The organism is Idiomarina aminovorans (genome assembly GCF_023155095.1).
Taxonomy (GTDB): Bacteria; Pseudomonadota; Gammaproteobacteria; order Enterobacterales; family Alteromonadaceae; genus Idiomarina; species Idiomarina aminovorans.
The window spans coordinates 312,626-329,453 of sequence record NZ_JAKNDA010000001.1 but is presented as its reverse complement, the minus strand read 5'-3'; the positions used below and the strand labels follow the sequence as shown (position 1 = coordinate 329,453).

Genomic DNA, 16,828 nt, shown 5'->3' with positions numbered 1-16,828 from the left:
TCCTTGATTGTCTGTGTAATTAAAAGACTTGACTGGAACCTTTATTTTCACAACTTTTACCAACAAGCCGTCATATGTTTAATTTCGTTACAATTTAGCTTAGACACAAGCATGCATACGAGCGCTTCCTCTCGTATAGTTATGTTGCTTAATAAATAATTCAGGAACCACTATGAAGATGATGAAAACTTTAACTGCTGTTGCTGTAGCAACCGTGTTACTTGGCGGTTGTCAGACAACTCAGCCGGCTAACAACGGACAGGCTGTGAGCCAGTCACAATTTCCCGACGTAAAAGTCAACTATGAGACATTTACATTAGATAACGGCTTAACTGTCGTTGTTCATGAAGATCGCAAAGCTCCTATTGTTGCCGTTAACGTTTGGTACGCTGTTGGCTCAAAGGACGAAAAGCCCGGTCAGACCGGCTTTGCTCACTTGTTCGAACATTTGATGTTTAACGGTACTGAAAACTACGATGACGAGTATTTCGGCCCGTTTGAACGTGCCGGCGCAACAGAAATGAATGGCACCACCAATAATGACCGTACTAACTACTTTGAAAACGTTCCAACTCCAGCGCTTGATATGGCTTTGTGGATGGAGTCAGACCGTATGGGTCACCTATTAGGAGCGGTTACTCAGGACAAACTGGATGAGCAACGGGGGGTTGTTCAAAACGAGAAGCGCCAGGGTGAGGCTCAGCCTTACGGCAAAGCCTGGAGCTACATTGCGGAACAAACCTTTCCTGAAGGACACCCATATTCATGGTCAGTCATTGGTTCAATGGAAGACTTAAACGCCGCTTCTCTGGATGACGTTCATCAGTGGTTTGAAGACTACTACGGCGCCGCAAACGCCGTATTAGTTTTAGCGGGTGATATCGATGTTGCAACCGCTAAAGAAAAGGTCACTAAATATTTTGCCGACATCAGTCCTGGCAAACCCTTACAGAAACAGGAAGCCTGGGTAGCGAAACGTGACGAGCAAAAACGCTCGACCATGGAAGACCGTGTACCGGCTCCACGTGTTTATAAAGTCTGGAATACCGCCCAAATGGGAACGGCGGACTCTGAGTACCTTAACCTGCTGGCCGATATTCTTGCTAATGGTAAGAATTCACGCCTGTATGAGCGCTTAGTTTACAATGAGCAAATTGCCAGCTCTGTTGGTGCCTTCCAATATGGCCGTAAACTGGCCGGTCAGTTTATGATCACTGCCGACGCCAAACCCGGTGTAGAACTGGAACAGATTGAAACCATTATCAATGAAGAAGTCTCGCGTTTAATTACTGAAGGTCCAACCGCTGCTGAACTTCAACGCACTAAATTCAGTACCACCGCAGACTTTGTTCGTCGCGCTGAAAAAGTCGGTGGTTTTGGCGGTAAATCCGACATTCTGGCTTCCGGTGCGGTTTATCATGAAAACCCGGGCTTTTATGAAAAAGAAATGAAATGGACCAAACAAGCGTCCGTCAATAACCTGCGGGATGCCGCTGAAAAATGGCTGAGTAATGGTGACTTCGTTCTTAATGTTGTACCACAACCTGACTACACGGCTCAGGAAACCGATGCCGACCGTTCACAATTACCCAATATTGGTGACTTACCACAACTTGAGCTGCCGGAAGTTGAACAGTTCACATTATCTAACGGTTTAGACGTTTACCTCGCCCAGCGCAGCGATACGCCAACGGTTGAGATGAGCCTGGTCTTTGACAGTGGTTATGCCTCAGATGTTGGTGCGAAGCTGGGAACAGCCAGTTACACCATGTCGATGCTAAAAGAAGGCACGGAAAACCTGAGCGCGTTAGAGCTTAACAAGCGTCTGGAGTCTCTGGGTACAAACCTGAATGCCTCAGCCAGCCTCGACAGCTCGCGCATTAGTATGGATACCCTCAGTGTGAACTTGGCTGAAAGCTTAGCGCTAATGAACGATATTTTACAAAACCCTGCGTTTTCTGAAGAAGAAATTGAGCGTAAACGTTCAAACTGGCTAGAAGGAATTCGCAAGGAAGAGGCTCGCCCTCAAACTCAAGCGTTACGTGTTTTACCGGGTTTAATGTTTGGCGAAGAACATGCTTACAGCCAGCCGTTAACGGGTTCCGGTACGCCTGCATCTATTAAGTCCTTAACTCGCGAAGACTTAGTCCAGCACGCTCAAACCTGGTTGCGCCCCGATAACGCAAAACTGGTAATAGTAGGCGATACCACCGTTGAACAAGCTCAAGCTCTATTAGACGAGCAGTTTGCCAGCTGGCAGTCTCCGGCTTCTGATAAACCAGAAAAGGTACTTGATGCCTCCATGGTTTCAAAAACCAGTCGCGTATTTCTCATCGATAAACCCGGAAACCCACAATCCGTCATAATTGCCGGACAAATTGCTCCATCGGGTCAAGTCGATAACGCCGATACCGTTGATGTAATGAACACGGTTCTTGGTGGTAGCTTTACCAGCCGTCTGAACATGAACTTACGGGAAGATAAAGGTTGGTCTTATGGTGCTCGCTCTATCTGGCTGGATAACGAAGGCCCCGGCTTGTTAGTTGCTCTGGCTCCGGTACAAACCGATAAAACCAAAGAGTCGATTGAGGAAATTATTAAAGAATTTACTCAATACGAAGGTGATAAGCCTGCAACAGCAGACGAGCTGGCCAAAGTAAAAGCAAATAAAACAGCTAAATTACCAGGCGCCTACGAAACCAAAGGCAGCTTGCTTAGCGGCTTAGTCGGCACCTTTAATAAAGGCAAAGACGTTGAGTATCTCGAAAGTTATGGTCAACGCATAAACGCTATTACGCTTGAAGATATTCAGGTAAATGCAGATGAGGTATTAACCCCGGAAGCTATGACCTGGGTTATCGTTGGCGACTTAGCAGAAATTGAAGAAAAAGTGCGTTCACTGAATTTAGGTGAAGTCACTATTCTTAGTGACAGCGACGTTAAGTAATATCATCTCCCCCGGTTTATTTGGCCGGGGGATTTTTCCTCACTATCTCACTCACCAAATAATTGTTCTGCCCGACTGTGAAGGATCCAGCTGGTTAAAATATACTTGTCATTTGATACAGGCATTCTGCCTCTGTGCGTATGTGTAAAGTAAGCCGGTGCTATGACCATTTGACCCGCTTTGGGTTTTAACGAACGTTCCTGATAGTAAAAATCGGTTTCCCCACCTTCGTCTACGTCATTTAAATAATACATAAACAATAAAGCCCGGTGCAGTGGTTCAGTTGACCCCTTCTGCGGAAACGCTTCGCAATGCCAGTAATTATAGTTTCCGTCACCTTTTCTATACCGCTGCATTTGTATTGCACCCACACGAAATAACGTTTGCATAATCGCAATTTCATTGCCTTTCACAATTTCATCAAAATTATCGTGGGTCAACGCCGTCGGTTGCTGGTTTTTTGGGTGTTGTAACGTTAACGCTACGGGGGCTATCAAAGCAAAATGGTACTTTTTAAAATACGCCAACGCATGCCGGGCTGTGGTCTGCTGTATATTTAGCAGCAGTTCCCGGTACTCGGGGTGAGCGTTTAACGCCAGGTCTGTACTGGACTTTTTACTGACATCAACACCACCGCCGGTGCGACCCTGGAAAGTATGCGGCGACTTTTCAAATACCGCAATCAGTTGTTGGCAAAGTTCAGGGGATAAAGCGTTGTCATAGGTTTCGATAAAATCATTCATAAGATGACTCTTTCTATTAGCAGTACGTTTAGACAAAATAACGTTTCAAAAAACATCAACACGCCCTAATTTAATGCGCGGCTAACTTCCGGAGAGGGTCTGCCAATATAATACCCCTGCAAATACTCAATTTGTTGATCACACAAGTAACCGTTTACGTCTTCACTTTCTACAAATTCGGCTACAATTGGAATCCGTAATTCCTTACAAATACTGATTAACCCATTAAGAATACTGGCACTGGTCGGATCGTTTAATACATTTTGAACAATACTTCCGTCAATCTTCAGATAGTCTGGGCGTAAGCTTATCAAGCGCGAAAAGTTTGAATAGCCAACACCAAAGTCATCTATCGCAATTTGACCACCTAAGCGTCTGACCTCTTCAGCAAAAGCCTGAACTTTAGTGAAGTCTTCAGTTGACTCAGTTTCAGTAATTTCAAAAATAAGCTGTGCTTTTTTATGCTCAGCCAATACATAATGAATGAAACTCACCGTTTCTTTATTAAAAATATCTTGAATCGATAAATTAACGGATATTGCCACCTGATAACTCTCTGAAGTTAACACCGCCTGTTCGATAACAGAACGGGTAATTTCGCAGTAATATCGTGTTGTTTTTGCTGTATCTAAAAACAATCCCGGCACTAAATCTTTATTATTATCTCGTAAGCGAACCAAGGCCTCGTAATAGCCCGGCTTATCTTTGTTGGTACTTTTAATGGGTTGGTAATAATTCACAAAGCGATGATCAACCAGTGCTGACTGAATTTTGGGTATCCAGTTAACGTTATTTTCTTTAAGGAAGTCACGCTCATACACCACTTCAATTCTGTAGCCCGAATAAATTACTTTGGCTTTAGACAGCGCACTTTCAGCCAACTGCAGTTGTTTGTTACGGCCCACTCCCATCCCAATAGCAATATCCAAAGCAACTTCGCTATTTGCGACCTTGAGTTTTTCCGCCGATAAAGTCTGGTAAAAGCTTAAAAGATGGCCTTCAAACAAATTTGGGATCATTCTAAAATCGGGAATCAAGGCAAATTTATCGCTGTACAGTCGATAGATATTAATATGCTTATGTCGCAAAAATTCCGATGCCCAGGCACTGAATTCACCTAACAACTCATCACCAAACTCAAGCCCATGAAAATCCGCGTAACTGCGGAACTTGCGAATATCCAGCACCGCTAAACACTGAGTCCCTACTCGTTTTAGATCGTTCAATAAGTCGACCCGTGTCGCAAGTCCGGTAACCGGATCAAACCGGGCTTCCTGCAGCAGTTCATCAAGATAAACCTCACGAGAAATATCCTGAAACAGCAACACGAACTCGGTTAAATAGCCGTCAGTCCCATATAAAGGAATGGCCATACAGCGACACCAGTTACTCCGGCTATTACTGTCAAGATAGAGTTTACCGTTCCAGGTATCACCATTGTCGGAGGCTTGTTTAATAGCATCGGTAACACTTTTACGGTAATCAATGTGCAGGAATTTAGAAAACGCAGTGGTTCGTCTTAAATAGTGAATATCTAATAATTTATGAAGAGAGTCACTCATCCAGCGAATGTTGCCCTGGGGTGACAACCGCGCACACAAAGCCGCAGATTCAAGCGTATTAATATACTGCTTCAACAAAAATTCATCACGCATGCATGCTCAGTCCTGGGCGGCGACAGTCAATGTTAACTTTCTGTAATGTACCGAATTCACTGAGATAATAACAGCCCGTAACGCAAGATATTTACTTAACCGAAATCATCGGAGCGGGTATAATTTTCTCAATTTTTGCGTGAGCAAGCATCCACGGCCTGATTAACCGCACTAATAATGCCCTTGCGTTCAATAACTACAGCACCATCAAAAATAAGTTGGAGAAAATCGGTAAAGGTTTGTTTTACTTGCATATTTAGCAGCTCCGTTGTCCTGTCGCTTTAAACTTTGCAGTAACATCCTTTTGCAACGGTATTAACCCACTCAGGAGCCTTTGAACTCATCGAAACGGACGGGATCAACGCTTCCACAAAGCTGCTTTCAGCATTACAAAAAGCACCATCTGCGTATGGACCAATGTAAATCAGTTCTGATGATTTATTAAACATAATAATGGCAGGCGTTGCCGGGACGAAGCTTTTTAGGCTGGAAGCTTGATCAATATCAATTAAGAGGTTCTGTCCATCCGCCTCGGTTATCTGTCTTTTTACCTTGGCTATATGGGCCGATGAACGCCAATTGCAGGAACAGTCCTGCGACATGATATGGAAAACCTGCCCTGATACCGAGTAACCAAGATGACTGAGCTGTTGTACCAACTCGTGCTCGAGTTTGTCATTGTTACTGAGCTCCAGCAGCTGCCCTTGCTCATCAAACCAGACTAAACGCTGTTCCAGCAGGTAATTAATGCCCCAAAGCACCAGTCCAAACCAGGCAATAACAGCGACAAGGAGCCACCGGGCTCGTGCTTTACTCAGCTTTTTAGTCAAGGATAAAACGCCTTACTTCTGCATCAAGTTTATTTGAGAACTTTGTCAGCTCTTTGTGGATCTTCAAAGTAAACTGACGTTATTCACTAAACCGCCGCTATAACATAGCAAGTGAGTTTACTTCTGTCTGTGGTACAATACCTTAAAGTCGCAGTCATGTGATATTTATCATCCTAATTCCCGGAGCTTCATGTCCACAGAACCAAACCAAACCTCATTCCAGTCACTGGGATTGAGCGACAATATTTTACGTGCCGTTACTGAATGCGGTTATACCACCCCGACTCCAATTCAACAGCAAGCCATTCCAACGGTCATGGCCGGTCATGATTTATTGGCCGCAGCGCAAACGGGGACCGGGAAAACAGCCGGTTTTACGCTTCCTCTGCTGCATAAATTATCCAGCAGCAAGACCGACGGCAAGCCAATTATAAAAGCGTTAATTTTAACCCCAACCCGAGAGCTTGCGGCGCAGGTTGAAGATAACCTGAATACTTACGCCAAGTACACCGGTCTTAAATCACTGGTTATTTTTGGTGGTGTTGGTATTAACCCTCAAATTAACGCTTTGCGACGCGGCGTTGACATTCTGGTGGCAACTCCCGGACGCTTGTTAGATCACAGCCGTCAGGGAACGGTAGACTTGAGTAAAATTGATGTTCTGATTATGGACGAAGCGGATAGAATGCTCGACATGGGCTTCATTCATGACATTAAAAAAGTCATGAAGCTTATACCTGAAAAACGTCAGACACTGCTGTTTTCTGCAACCTTCTCAAGTGAGATAAAAGCCTTAGCTCAACAGTTTATGCAACAGCCTAAATTGGTTGAAGTAGCACGCCAAAATGCAGCGGCAGACAACATAAAACAGCGAGTTTATCCGGTTGATAAAAAGCGCAAAAGAGAGCTTCTCAGCTACTTAATCGGTAGCCGCAACTGGCGCCAGGTATTGGTTTTTACGCGCACGAAACATGGTGCCAACCGTTTAGCGACTCAGTTAACCGATGATGGCCTGCCCGCCATGGCAATTCACGGTAATAAAAGTCAGGGCGCAAGAACTAAGGCCTTAGCGCAATTTAAAGCCGGAAAGTTACGAGTGTTAGTTGCAACAGATATCGCTGCACGTGGCATCGATATTAACGAACTGCCTCATGTTATTAATTTTGAGTTGCCGCAAGTGGCTGAAGATTATGTACACCGTATTGGTCGTACAGGTCGGGCCGGCAGTGAAGGTGAAGCCGCATCACTGGTTTGTGTTGATGAACATAAACCGCTGCGGGACATAGAAAAGCTGACTAAAAATGAGATACCCAAAGAGGTTATCCCAGGCTTTGAACCCGACCCGAGTATAAAACCTGAGCCCATTCAAAAACCCAGAACTGGCCGTCCTCAGAATTCACGTCGTGCGCCTCGTCAAAAGCGACCGGACACACGACGTTAATTTAGCGATCGTTTTAGCGGATTGGGCTTTACTTTAAAAAGTCCAGTCCGCCGGTTATCGCTGCCACCTGAGCTTCAATACATTGTTCCGGTGTTGCTTTCGGGCTATCCGGATACACTTCTGTGGTGGTGGCATACTCCGCTTTACTAAAGCTAATGCAAAGCCCCATTTTTGCCGTTGGCAATAAAATAACACCACGCTGAGCAATGTCTTCGCCTATTAACTTATTCTCGTCATCAGCATCAGCAATGTGCGTCACTTTTTCAACCGAATCTAACACCGCTTTTTGAAACTCTGGGTAAGGTTTTTCTGAGTTTCCAACCAGATAAAACCCGTCCGGAATATTCCAGTTGGTATTGACTACGCCATCCATTGCCGCTTTGGCTGGACGAAACTCGCTGTTATCGGTGTCCGTTGTTTCATGCAAATCAATATGAGCCAGAATATCCACACCCAGACTATCAACATAGTTCATAATATGTGCGCACTCGCCAGCTGGAGAGTCAGTCACAAATGAACGGTTAGGATCAATTGCGGCCGGGTTCCAACGGTTAATCGTTTCATAGCCCCAAGGACTCAAACAAGGCGCAACAACAACATTAAAGTTTGCTTGGTAACCTTTTGCTTTGGTCTCAATAAACCGTAATGCACCATGAACACCGCTGGTTTCGTAACCGTGTACACCACCAGTGACTAAAACGGTTGGTTTACTGTTATCCCAGCCTCTTGTTCTGACCACAAACAGAGGGTAAGTGCCACTTTCGTAAGCAAGCTCACCGTATTGTTCTACCTCAAAGTCGGCTTTAAAGCTTTCTATTTTACTCAGTACATCATCAAAATATGAGCGCTTTTTGTCTTGCTCTGCCAGCCACTGCAACTTTTCTTCCGCGCCCCAGGGCTTACCCGGTGTTCCAATATGATAAATCGTTTGTTGTGTCATCTTTTAATCCTATCCATTCATACGGTGGCAGCTATACTACCAAAGTCTTTATAAGCGCTAAATCGTGTCCTGGCCATTAAGCCGCCTTTGTCGATTCTTTATCGCTTGCTTTTGACGGTTCAGGCTTTTCCGTTGACGCTTTTTCGGTCTTTGGCTTTTTCGACTTTTTAGCCCCTAATGCAATAAGCACGTTTTCACGCTCTTTTGCTAAGAACAGCGCCATATCTTCAAGTTGCTGTTCATCATTAAAAAGTTCACTGCCTTTAATGAGTGGACTCAGGGCCTCGGCCATATCCAGAATTTTATCGTGTGCATCGGCTTCGGCTTTTGAAGTGAATGTCATTTTCTCGGCTCCGTCGCGAATAACTACATATTGGGTTACTACAGCCATGGTATGGTCCTTTGCTGATGTGTAAATATACTGTTTATTTGTACAGTAAAGTAACATGAATTGCAATAGCTGTAGCATTCGCTAAACTGCGCAATCCCAATCGGCTCTATTACCGCAGGAAGCAGACCAGACCTATGACTCAGTTCTCTAAAGCACAAGTTCAACTGGCTATTTTTGCTATGGCAATTGGCAGCTTTGCTATTGGCATTGGTGAGTTTGTCATTATGGGGTTACTGCCTGACGTTGCTGCTGATTTTAACACGGATACCCGGCAAACCGGGCACCTGATCAGTCTTTATGCGTTGGGTGTTGTTATTGGCGCGCCACTTATTACTATTCTATTTGCCCGCTTTCCACGCAAACCCATGTTACTCGCGTTGCTGCTTGCTTTTGCGCTCGGTAACTTTGCCAGTGCCTCAGCAGAAAGCTATCCATTTTTGCAGCTGTTGCGCTTTTTAACCGGCCTGCCACATGGTGCTTATTTTGGTATCGCCTGTCTGGTTGCGGCCGATATGGTGCGTAAAAACCAACGCGGCATGGCCGTGACCATGGTGATGATGGGACTGACTATCGCCATTTTAGTCGGTAACCCTTTAGCGACCTGGCTTGGCCAACTTATTGACTGGCGTATCGTTTACCATACCGTCGGCGCTTTAGGACTTTTAGCGCTGGTTATGATTTTATTTGCGGTACCGAAACACCCTAACGAGCAAAAAACCTCGGCCAGAGGAGAAATGAGAGCACTGCAAAACCCTCAGGTGTGGCTAACCCTGGCGATAGGAGCCATCGGTTTCGGCGGTATGTTTGCGGTTTTAAGTTACATCGCCCCCACGCTTATAAATGCAACTGGCCTGGCACCTCACTGGATACCTGTCGCTTTATTGATTTACGGAATTGGTTCATTAGTTGGTAGTTTAATTGGTGGCTGGGCCGCTGACCGAAACCTGAAATTAAGCATAGGTGGTTCTTTGTTCTGGTCAGCGATGGTCCTGGCTGTTTTCCCATTAACATTACAAAACCTATGGGCCGTCATGCCCATGATTTTATTACTCGGCAGCGCAGCCGCTTTGGTTCCCGCACTTCAGGTTCGTCTGATGGACGTTGCCGGTGAAGCTCAGACTCTGGCGGCGTCTTTAAATCATTCTGCATTTAATGCGGCGAATGCATTAGGTGCCTGGCTGGGCGGACTGGCGATTATTTCTCCGCTTAGCTGGCAAGGCACCGGCTGGATTGGTTGCGCACTTTCGTTAATCGGTTTGCTGTTATTTTGGATAACCAAAAAACACAGTCGCAAAGTACCCGGCATTATAAGTCTTTAGAGCTTTCATTTGAGTCCAGTTCTTTTACTGGTTCATCAGGTTTTGCATAAGATAGACGCGCAGCCCGTTGAGTACGGTGATAACCATCTAGCCCCGAAATAGCCATAGTTCCTAACGATTCAATATCAATGTAACCATCATTTTTTACAGCCTCTTCCTCAACTTTTACCCAACGAACTTCACCCACAATTAATGCGGTATCATTATGTTGTATCGGGATAACTTCAACTAACTGCATACCAATTCGCAAGGCACTTTCAGCAACATAAGGGGCATGAAAACCATCTTCAAATTCAGGTGTAAGGCCGCAGGCTTCAAACTCTGAAACGTCTCTTGAGTAACGAGCTGAAGTCTGATGAGCTTGACGGAAGAACTTTTCGCTCACCTGGTTAATGGTGTAAACACCGCTCTCTTCAATATTTTCCAATGTATGTCTGGTTACTGAATGAGGGCGCATAATAAAGCCGAGAAAAGGAGGGTTGCTTCCCAGATGAACCACTGAGCTTATTATTGCTAAATTATCTTGCTGGCGCCTGTCACGGGTACCTATTACATTGGCACTCTTAAACCCGGACAAACAATTTACAAAACACGCTCTCTCGATATTTTTCATGTTCGCCAAGTCTTGCTGCTTATAAGTTTTCATTAAAACTCCAGGTCTATTTTCTTTAATATTAACTATACGTCATATTCTTCCATTACGATCGTTTGCAAATAACTTGTTGCGAACCGTTATCATTTGCGTTAGCTTATTTATTCACAGCCAAAGCAGAAGGTGCAACATGAAGAATATCTATAACAATTATTTTAACAGCCAGGAACAGCTAAAAACGGCCACCTCTTTACTGAACCGCAAAGACTATGAGGCTGCAGCAGCTTTTCTCATTCGAGCACGTCAATCGGCGCAACACATTTGCAACGATCCAGTGCTGGCCGGTAACGCAATCCAGAACTACACAACCTGTTCCATTCTGCTGATTGCAACGCACATTAGACGCCACCAACAACTGCAGGCGTACGAGTTTCAACAAGAAAGTATCGAGCAGTTAAGACACTGGCAAAAAGGCTCAACAACCGAGTCAATTAAAGACCTTTGCCGCTACTGCTATCAACTACTTGTTACAGGCTGTCAGCATTCTCGCTGTCTTGGGCACTGTTTGCAGCAACTGGAGGAGTGCGGTCATGCGCAGGAGCAAACCTGAACGTTTACAATTGTCAATGACGAAAGAACAGCTCAAAAAGTTATTGCTCGAACAAAAGTTAGTCGCGAGTGACATTCGTTGCTGTAATCACTGCAGCCAGCACGAACTGAAGCAGCTGATACTTGAATGCGCCCGAATTAATTGCGCAGGTTCGCTACAAAAATTTGGCAATTAGAATTCTTTTTTTCTAAGCGCTTTCTTTTGCCCTTGCTGTTTTTTACTGGTCAGTCGCCTTTCTTTGGCAGAGCGACCGGGCCTTGTTGGAATACGCTTTTTGGGAACCAGTGACACGCTGCGAATTAATTCAATTAATTGCTCAAGCGCCAACTCCCGATTGCGGGCCTGGCTTCGTGTTTCCTGGCATTTAATAATGACTTTGCCACTTTGGGTAATGCGGTGGTCAGATTTATTAAGCAGACGCTGCTGATAAAAATCCGGCAATGAAGACGCCTGGATATCAAAAATAAGTTGAGCGGCAGTCGCGACTTTATTGACGTTCTGACCTCCCGCACCACTAGAACGGATAAACTGCCACTCTATTTCGTGCTCTGCAATCTCAACTCGTTGTGAAACTCTGATCATTTTACTCTGCGGGTTCTATGAAATTATCAATACCTTCCTCTTTTAAAGCATCTAATGCTTCGGCAAGCGCATCATCTTCTTTTTCAAATTCGTCTTCCCAAAGCGTTGAGTTATTATTTTCATCGACAACTTCCAGAATCCAGCCACTGTCTTCAGTTCGGTAAATATCGATTTCAACAGTTTTACCGTTGGCACTGTATTGCTGAGTACTCTCGCTTTGGATCACTTGCTTTTCTTCGCTCATAATAGGCTCTTTGTTGTTCTGCAATGTAAGTCACGCAGTCTACCATTCTTCAGCCTCCCCTGACGGGTCTTTTTAAGGCGCTTTTAATACATTTGGCACACAATCGTACTCACCACATCCTTGTTTTCCGACAATGTCATAGCCGCGACCAACAACCACTCAATTTCCTGGGGTATTCTGAATCATCCGGCTATTAAAAATTATGGTATATTACAAGGCAACTATTTAGCCGATAAGGATAACTTTATGGCAGCTTTTGGTACGGTGTTTATGCCGCAGATGACGTTAGCGACTTTCGAGGATTCAAACTGGAGTACACCCAAACTTGTTTCTTCTGACACGATACAACTACATCCCGGAGCTCATGTTCTGCATTACGCCAGCACCTGTTTTGAGGGGCTTAAAGCCTTTCGCCACGAGGACGGCTCTATAAACTTGTTTCGCATGGACAGAAACATTGAACGTATGCAGCAAAGCAGCAAACTACTTTCGTTGCCCGCTTTTAATGCCAGCCTGCTGCAACAGATGATCGTGGATGTCGTTAAAAATGTTACTAACGAGGTGCCCGAACCGCCTGGTTCCATGTACATACGTCCTACTCATATCGGTACTGAAGCCGCTATAGGTAAGGCTGCGTCGCCAACCAGTTCTTCTATGCTTTATGTACTGCTGTCGCCTGTTGGTGACTACTTTTCCGGTGGCGATAAAACCTTACGCTTATTACTGGAAGAAGATGGCTCACGCTGCGCTGCTCATATGGGCATGGTTAAAAGTGGTGGCAACTATGCCAGTGCACTACAACCTATTCTGCATGCTCGTGCCACTGTAAACGCTGACCAGGTTCTGTTTTGCCCAAATGGAGATGTTCAGGAAACCGGCGCAGCTAACTTTTTACTCATTGATGGCAATGAGATTATCACCAAAGCTCTGGATAGCAGCTTCCTCCATGGTGTTACCCGAGACTCCATACTGACCATTGCCCGCGATATGGGTATGACAGTCTCTGAACGCGAACTGAGTGTCGACGAATTGCTTGAGCGCGCTGCGAAACCAAACACCGAAGCGGCTCTATCTGGCACGGCTGCAGTATTAGCTCCGGTTGGTACCTTAATTCATAATGGACAAGAATTTTCCGTCGGTAGCGGAAGCCCGGGTCAGACAACCTTAAAACTGCGCAAAGCCCTGAATGATATTCAGTGGGGAAAAACAGAAGACAAACACGGCTGGTTAACCCAAATTTAATGGTTTGGTGGCAGTACCACCCATTCAGGATCGTCGAATTCGCCTAAAGGCGTTATTTCGCAAAAAGGGGCAGCACTGCGAATAATCTCAGCAACATCAGGATTATGCTGCCCTTCCATAGCGTCACGCTGTTCTTTACTATCCCATGACGCTATAGCGATTAAGGTTTTATCATCACCTATTTTACGGTGCAGTTCTGTGCCTCTGGCTCCGGGCGCTTGTTGAATAATCTCACTCGCTCTGACCCAGGCATCAGCGTATTCTTCTGCCGTATGACCTTCTTTGATACGAACTTGAAAAATATACTTCATAAACCTCCGTTGCGCTTTTATTGACGTTTTCTTTCTGATTTTGCCATCTTAATATAAAAGAAAACAGCGTAAAAAACACACATACCAATAACAATCGCTAAGCCACTAAAAGAAAAAAATATTACTGGATCACTAAAAAACTCTTGCCATAAACTCATGGTTACTCCCCTGTCTGAATCCTTAATTTCAGTCTATTAAAACTTGGCAATAACCATATTGATCTTAATCAAAATTAGTAATGACACGGATTTTTATGGGGTTTTATTTATCCCGGTTGAATTATCACAGGTGTACAAACTGCGACCCGTTTTGCAAAACATCTGTAAACATCACCCTAAAGCCTAAAGATGTCGCTATAGTGATTGTGATAACAATTTTTCACTAACAGGAGGTTATTCATGACAAATTTTAAAATGGTACTGCCAGCAAGTTTAATTGCGCTTTCAATGCTAACAATTTCTGGTTGCAGTGACGCAGAGACCGAGAAAGCGGAGTCTAAAGCTGAGAATGCAATACAGGAAACCGAAGATAAAGCTCAGGAAGCAAAAAGCTACACTGAAGAAAAAGCTCAAGACGCTGGTGAATATCTTGATGACGCGGTTATCACCACCAAAGTTAAAGCCGTTATCTTCGAAGACGACAACCTGAGCAGTATGGACATCAATGTTGAAACGAACAATGGTATTGTCCAATTATCTGGCTTTGTTGAAAATGAAGCCGATATCGATACAGCTGAGAATCTTTCTGCAACCGTTAAGGGTGTTAAAGACATCGAAAACGATATTCAGTTTCGCAAAGATTAAGCCTTTATCAGTAACGACGGCTGTTTGATTAAAAGCGGCTTTTTTAAGCCGCTTTTTTATTCCCGCAAAGCTAGAACGCGTAGTAAAACACTGTTAACTTTAAAGCATAACCGTCATTAAATAAGAAAATAATGTCAGCCGATAAATTTAGCAATCAATCGATAACGCCAGATGACCTGGCAAAGGTTAATTCGCAACAGTTCACTCCAATAAGCCATGTTTACGTTAAAGTGAACTTGATGTGTCGTTTAGTATTCTGGTTAATTATTGTCAGTTTACTATTGATTCTTTATTGGCAACCCTGGTTTACCCTTCCTAAAACCATTGAGCTTTACTTGCCTCAGATACAGTTAGCGGTGGGTATTTTGGGTTTGTTAAGCTCTGCATATGGCGTTATTGCTGATAAACAAAAAGGTTACGCGGTACGTGAACACGACTTCAGCTATTGCAGTGGGGTTATATTTAGATCGGTTATTAGCCAGCCAATATTACGCATACAACATGTTGAATTGAAACATGGACCCATTGATCGTCATTTTGAACTGGCTAACCTGGAAGTTTTTAGCGCAGGTGGTGCCATGCATACTTTTGCCATTGCCGGATTACCAAACGAAACAGCCCGAAAACTTCGCTCCTACGTATTAACTCATAGTGATATCGCCGAAAATGATTAGTTATAAAGGGCAATGGCTTAAATTATCGCCGGTAGCAATCATCTATTTTGCGGTTCAGTTTGTCAAAGACGTTGGTAATAACCTCATTTACCTACTGCCGGCTATTTTTGTTGGTTACAATCAATTTTCTGAAAATGCAGTCACGATAGTTTCAGGTCTGGCAGCCTTGTTGGTATTGGTGGTGATAAGTGCCTTATTAAAGTTTTACTTTTATCAGTATCGTCTTACTGAAGGCCGGGTCCAAATTCATTCAGGCGTATTTCAAAAAAAACATATCGACCTTCCTTTTGAACGCATACAAAATGTTCGTTTTGAACAGCCCATTTTCTACCGCCCTTCTCACCATGTTTGCATGCTGTTAGATACTGCGGGGTCGAATAAACTCGAAGCAAAAATTATTGCGCTGCCAAAAGATACGGCCGACGCGCTTAAGCGAGAAATCCTTTCTTACAAAGCTCAGGAAGTGAAGACAACAGAAAACGACGAACCTCAAACAGAACATGAGCAGCTTCTGAACTCTCGCTCTATAAAAGATTTAATTATGCATGGTCTTGCCAGTAACCGTATCTGGATTGTTTTAGGTGCTTTAGCCCCATTTTTCAATTCACTCTCAGAAAAGTTTATTGAAGGTGTAGAAAACATGGGCGTTGATGTTGATGCACTTATGGAGTCGTCACAGTATGCCTTCTGGCAATATTTTTTATTCTTCCTGTCCATCGCTTTTGTCGTCATCGCGGTTATGGCCTTAATTTCGGTTTTGGGATCAGTCATCACCTTTTACGATTTTAAATTAACCCGCAGTAATGACCGCTATATTCGACGCAATGGACTTTTTACCCGTCACGAAGTGGTTATGAAATTATCACGACTTCAAATGATTGTTTGTCAGCAAAACTGGCTCGATAAAGCTTTAAAAAGGGTTAACTTAAAGTTTGAGCAGCTGGGCGCTGGTCTGGAACGCCAATCCGCAGGAACATCCGGTGGAAAAATTATGGTGCCGTCGGTAACTCTGGAACAAGCCAATACACTAGCTTCCGATGCCTGGCCGGAAAACCAGCTAAAAACAATAAAGTATCACCCGGTCAGCAAACGCCTGGCGGTTAGAAACACACTGATTGCATTTTGGCTGTTAGTGCCTCTGAGTATCGCTTTAACCTACTATGAACAAACCGAGCTGGCGCTTGCCTCTGTCACTCTGTTTGTTCTGGCAACCCTATTAATAATTCTGGGCTGGAAACGCTGGGGTTACGCAATTAAAGATGACTTTATTTACCTGAGAAAGGGCCTTATTGGCGTCAATTATCGGTGTTTCCCAATTCATAAAATTCAACAAACTCAGCTGCATCAAAGTTGGTTTATGCGACGCTTTCGGCTCTGTTCGGTTAAGTTTGTACTGGCCTGTGGCGGACAGACGCTCCCTTTCATTAAAAAGCCAACCGGAGAAAAGCTGGTTGATACCAGTTTGCATCAGGTTGAGGCGTTAAAACGGTCCTGGATGTAATTT

19 protein-coding genes are annotated in these 16,828 nt (G+C 44.3%); 8 read left to right on the top strand and 11 right to left on the bottom strand.

The window, feature by feature from the left end; translation table 11 throughout:
• Positions 1–172: 172 nt before the first annotated feature.
• Entirely contained in the window at positions 173–2,947 is a 2,775-nt protein-coding gene (locus tag L8G48_RS01645; protein WP_248262872.1) for a M16 family metallopeptidase, read from the top strand.
• Between the two features lie 47 nt (positions 2,948–2,994).
• Here the strand turns inward: L8G48_RS01645 and L8G48_RS01640 are convergent, their stop codons facing one another.
• The 4 genes from L8G48_RS01640 to L8G48_RS01630 form a co-directional block, all read right to left on the bottom strand.
• On the bottom strand, positions 2,995–3,690 hold the full coding sequence (locus tag L8G48_RS01640; RefSeq protein ID WP_248262871.1) for a 2OG-Fe(II) oxygenase: 696 nt from the start codon (positions 3,688–3,690) through the stop codon (positions 2,995–2,997).
• A gap of 65 nt (positions 3,691–3,755) precedes the next feature.
• Entirely contained in the window at positions 3,756–5,345 is a 1,590-nt protein-coding gene (locus tag L8G48_RS01635; RefSeq protein WP_248262870.1) for an EAL domain-containing protein, read from the bottom strand.
• Positions 5,346–5,473: 128 nt separating this feature from the next.
• Positions 5,474–5,599, bottom strand: coding sequence for a hypothetical protein (locus L8G48_RS13450; RefSeq protein ID WP_282444451.1), 126 nt, complete (start codon positions 5,597–5,599; stop codon positions 5,474–5,476).
• Between the two features lie 27 nt (positions 5,600–5,626).
• On the bottom strand, positions 5,627–6,175 hold the full coding sequence (locus L8G48_RS01630; RefSeq protein ID WP_248262869.1) for a DUF6436 domain-containing protein: 549 nt from the start codon (positions 6,173–6,175) through the stop codon (positions 5,627–5,629).
• A gap of 190 nt (positions 6,176–6,365) precedes the next feature.
• Between L8G48_RS01630 and L8G48_RS01625 the strand changes: the two genes are divergently transcribed.
• Entirely contained in the window at positions 6,366–7,616 is a 1,251-nt protein-coding gene (locus tag L8G48_RS01625) for a DEAD/DEAH box helicase (protein WP_248262868.1), read from the top strand.
• 28 nt (positions 7,617–7,644) lie between these two features.
• Here L8G48_RS01625 and L8G48_RS01620 read toward each other — a convergent pair whose 3' ends face one another.
• Complete coding sequence (locus L8G48_RS01620; protein WP_248262867.1) at positions 7,645–8,556, bottom strand: M14 family metallopeptidase; 912 nt, start codon at positions 8,554–8,556, stop codon at positions 7,645–7,647.
• Between the two features lie 76 nt (positions 8,557–8,632).
• Positions 8,633–8,947, bottom strand: a complete 315-nt coding sequence (locus L8G48_RS01615; protein ID WP_248262866.1) for a YebG family protein — start codon at positions 8,945–8,947, stop codon at positions 8,633–8,635.
• 134 nt (positions 8,948–9,081) lie between these two features.
• Here L8G48_RS01615 and L8G48_RS01610 point away from each other — a divergent pair, with 134 nt between their 5' ends.
• Positions 9,082–10,266 (top strand): MFS transporter, encoded by a 1,185-nt coding sequence (locus L8G48_RS01610; RefSeq protein WP_248262865.1) that lies wholly within the window; start codon positions 9,082–9,084, stop codon positions 10,264–10,266.
• On the opposite strand, the gene L8G48_RS01605 is transcribed toward L8G48_RS01610, so the two are convergent.
• Entirely contained in the window at positions 10,253–10,912 is a 660-nt protein-coding gene (locus tag L8G48_RS01605) for a flavin reductase family protein (protein WP_248262864.1), read from the bottom strand. The genes L8G48_RS01610 and L8G48_RS01605 overlap by 14 nt on opposite strands.
• A gap of 136 nt (positions 10,913–11,048) precedes the next feature.
• Between L8G48_RS01605 and L8G48_RS01600 the strand changes: the two genes are divergently transcribed.
• Positions 11,049–11,468 (top strand): hypothetical protein, encoded by a 420-nt coding sequence (locus tag L8G48_RS01600; protein WP_248262863.1) that lies wholly within the window; start codon positions 11,049–11,051, stop codon positions 11,466–11,468.
• A 171-nt stretch (positions 11,469–11,639) separates the two neighbouring features.
• Here L8G48_RS01600 and arfB read toward each other — a convergent pair whose 3' ends face one another.
• Together arfB and L8G48_RS01590 are read right to left on the bottom strand one after the other, a co-directional pair.
• Positions 11,640–12,050: an alternative ribosome rescue aminoacyl-tRNA hydrolase ArfB gene (gene arfB / locus L8G48_RS01595; protein WP_248262862.1), complete on the bottom strand. Its 411-nt coding sequence runs from the start codon at positions 12,048–12,050 to the stop codon at positions 11,640–11,642.
• A 1-nt stretch (position 12,051) separates the two neighbouring features.
• The gene (locus L8G48_RS01590) at positions 12,052–12,294 is read right to left on the bottom strand and encodes a hypothetical protein (RefSeq protein WP_248262861.1); all 243 of its coding nucleotides are present in this window, start codon (positions 12,292–12,294) and stop codon (positions 12,052–12,054) included.
• Between the two features lie 246 nt (positions 12,295–12,540).
• On the opposite strand from L8G48_RS01590, the gene L8G48_RS01585 reads away from it, so the two are divergent.
• Positions 12,541–13,536 (top strand): branched-chain amino acid aminotransferase, encoded by a 996-nt coding sequence (locus L8G48_RS01585; RefSeq protein WP_248262860.1) that lies wholly within the window; start codon positions 12,541–12,543, stop codon positions 13,534–13,536.
• Here the strand turns inward: L8G48_RS01585 and L8G48_RS01580 are convergent.
• Positions 13,533–13,847 (bottom strand): antibiotic biosynthesis monooxygenase family protein, encoded by a 315-nt coding sequence (locus tag L8G48_RS01580; RefSeq protein ID WP_248262859.1) that lies wholly within the window; start codon positions 13,845–13,847, stop codon positions 13,533–13,535. The genes L8G48_RS01585 and L8G48_RS01580 overlap by 4 nt on opposite strands.
• A 17-nt stretch (positions 13,848–13,864) precedes the next feature.
• Positions 13,865–14,005, bottom strand: a complete 141-nt coding sequence (locus L8G48_RS01575) for a DUF3149 domain-containing protein (protein WP_248262858.1) — start codon at positions 14,003–14,005, stop codon at positions 13,865–13,867.
• A 240-nt stretch (positions 14,006–14,245) separates the two neighbouring features.
• On the opposite strand from L8G48_RS01575, the gene L8G48_RS01570 reads away from it, so the two are divergent.
• The 3 genes from L8G48_RS01570 (at position 14,246) to L8G48_RS01560 (ending at position 16,825) form a co-directional block, all read left to right on the top strand.
• On the top strand, positions 14,246–14,650 hold the full coding sequence (locus L8G48_RS01570) for a BON domain-containing protein (RefSeq protein WP_248262857.1): 405 nt from the start codon (positions 14,246–14,248) through the stop codon (positions 14,648–14,650).
• A gap of 131 nt (positions 14,651–14,781) precedes the next feature.
• Positions 14,782–15,324 (top strand): PH domain-containing protein, encoded by a 543-nt coding sequence (locus L8G48_RS01565; protein ID WP_248262856.1) that lies wholly within the window; start codon positions 14,782–14,784, stop codon positions 15,322–15,324.
• Complete coding sequence (locus tag L8G48_RS01560) at positions 15,317–16,825, top strand: PH domain-containing protein (RefSeq protein ID WP_248262855.1); 1,509 nt, start codon at positions 15,317–15,319, stop codon at positions 16,823–16,825. Before L8G48_RS01565 ends, L8G48_RS01560 begins: the two co-directional genes overlap by 8 nt.
• Positions 16,826–16,828 lie beyond the last annotated feature (3 nt).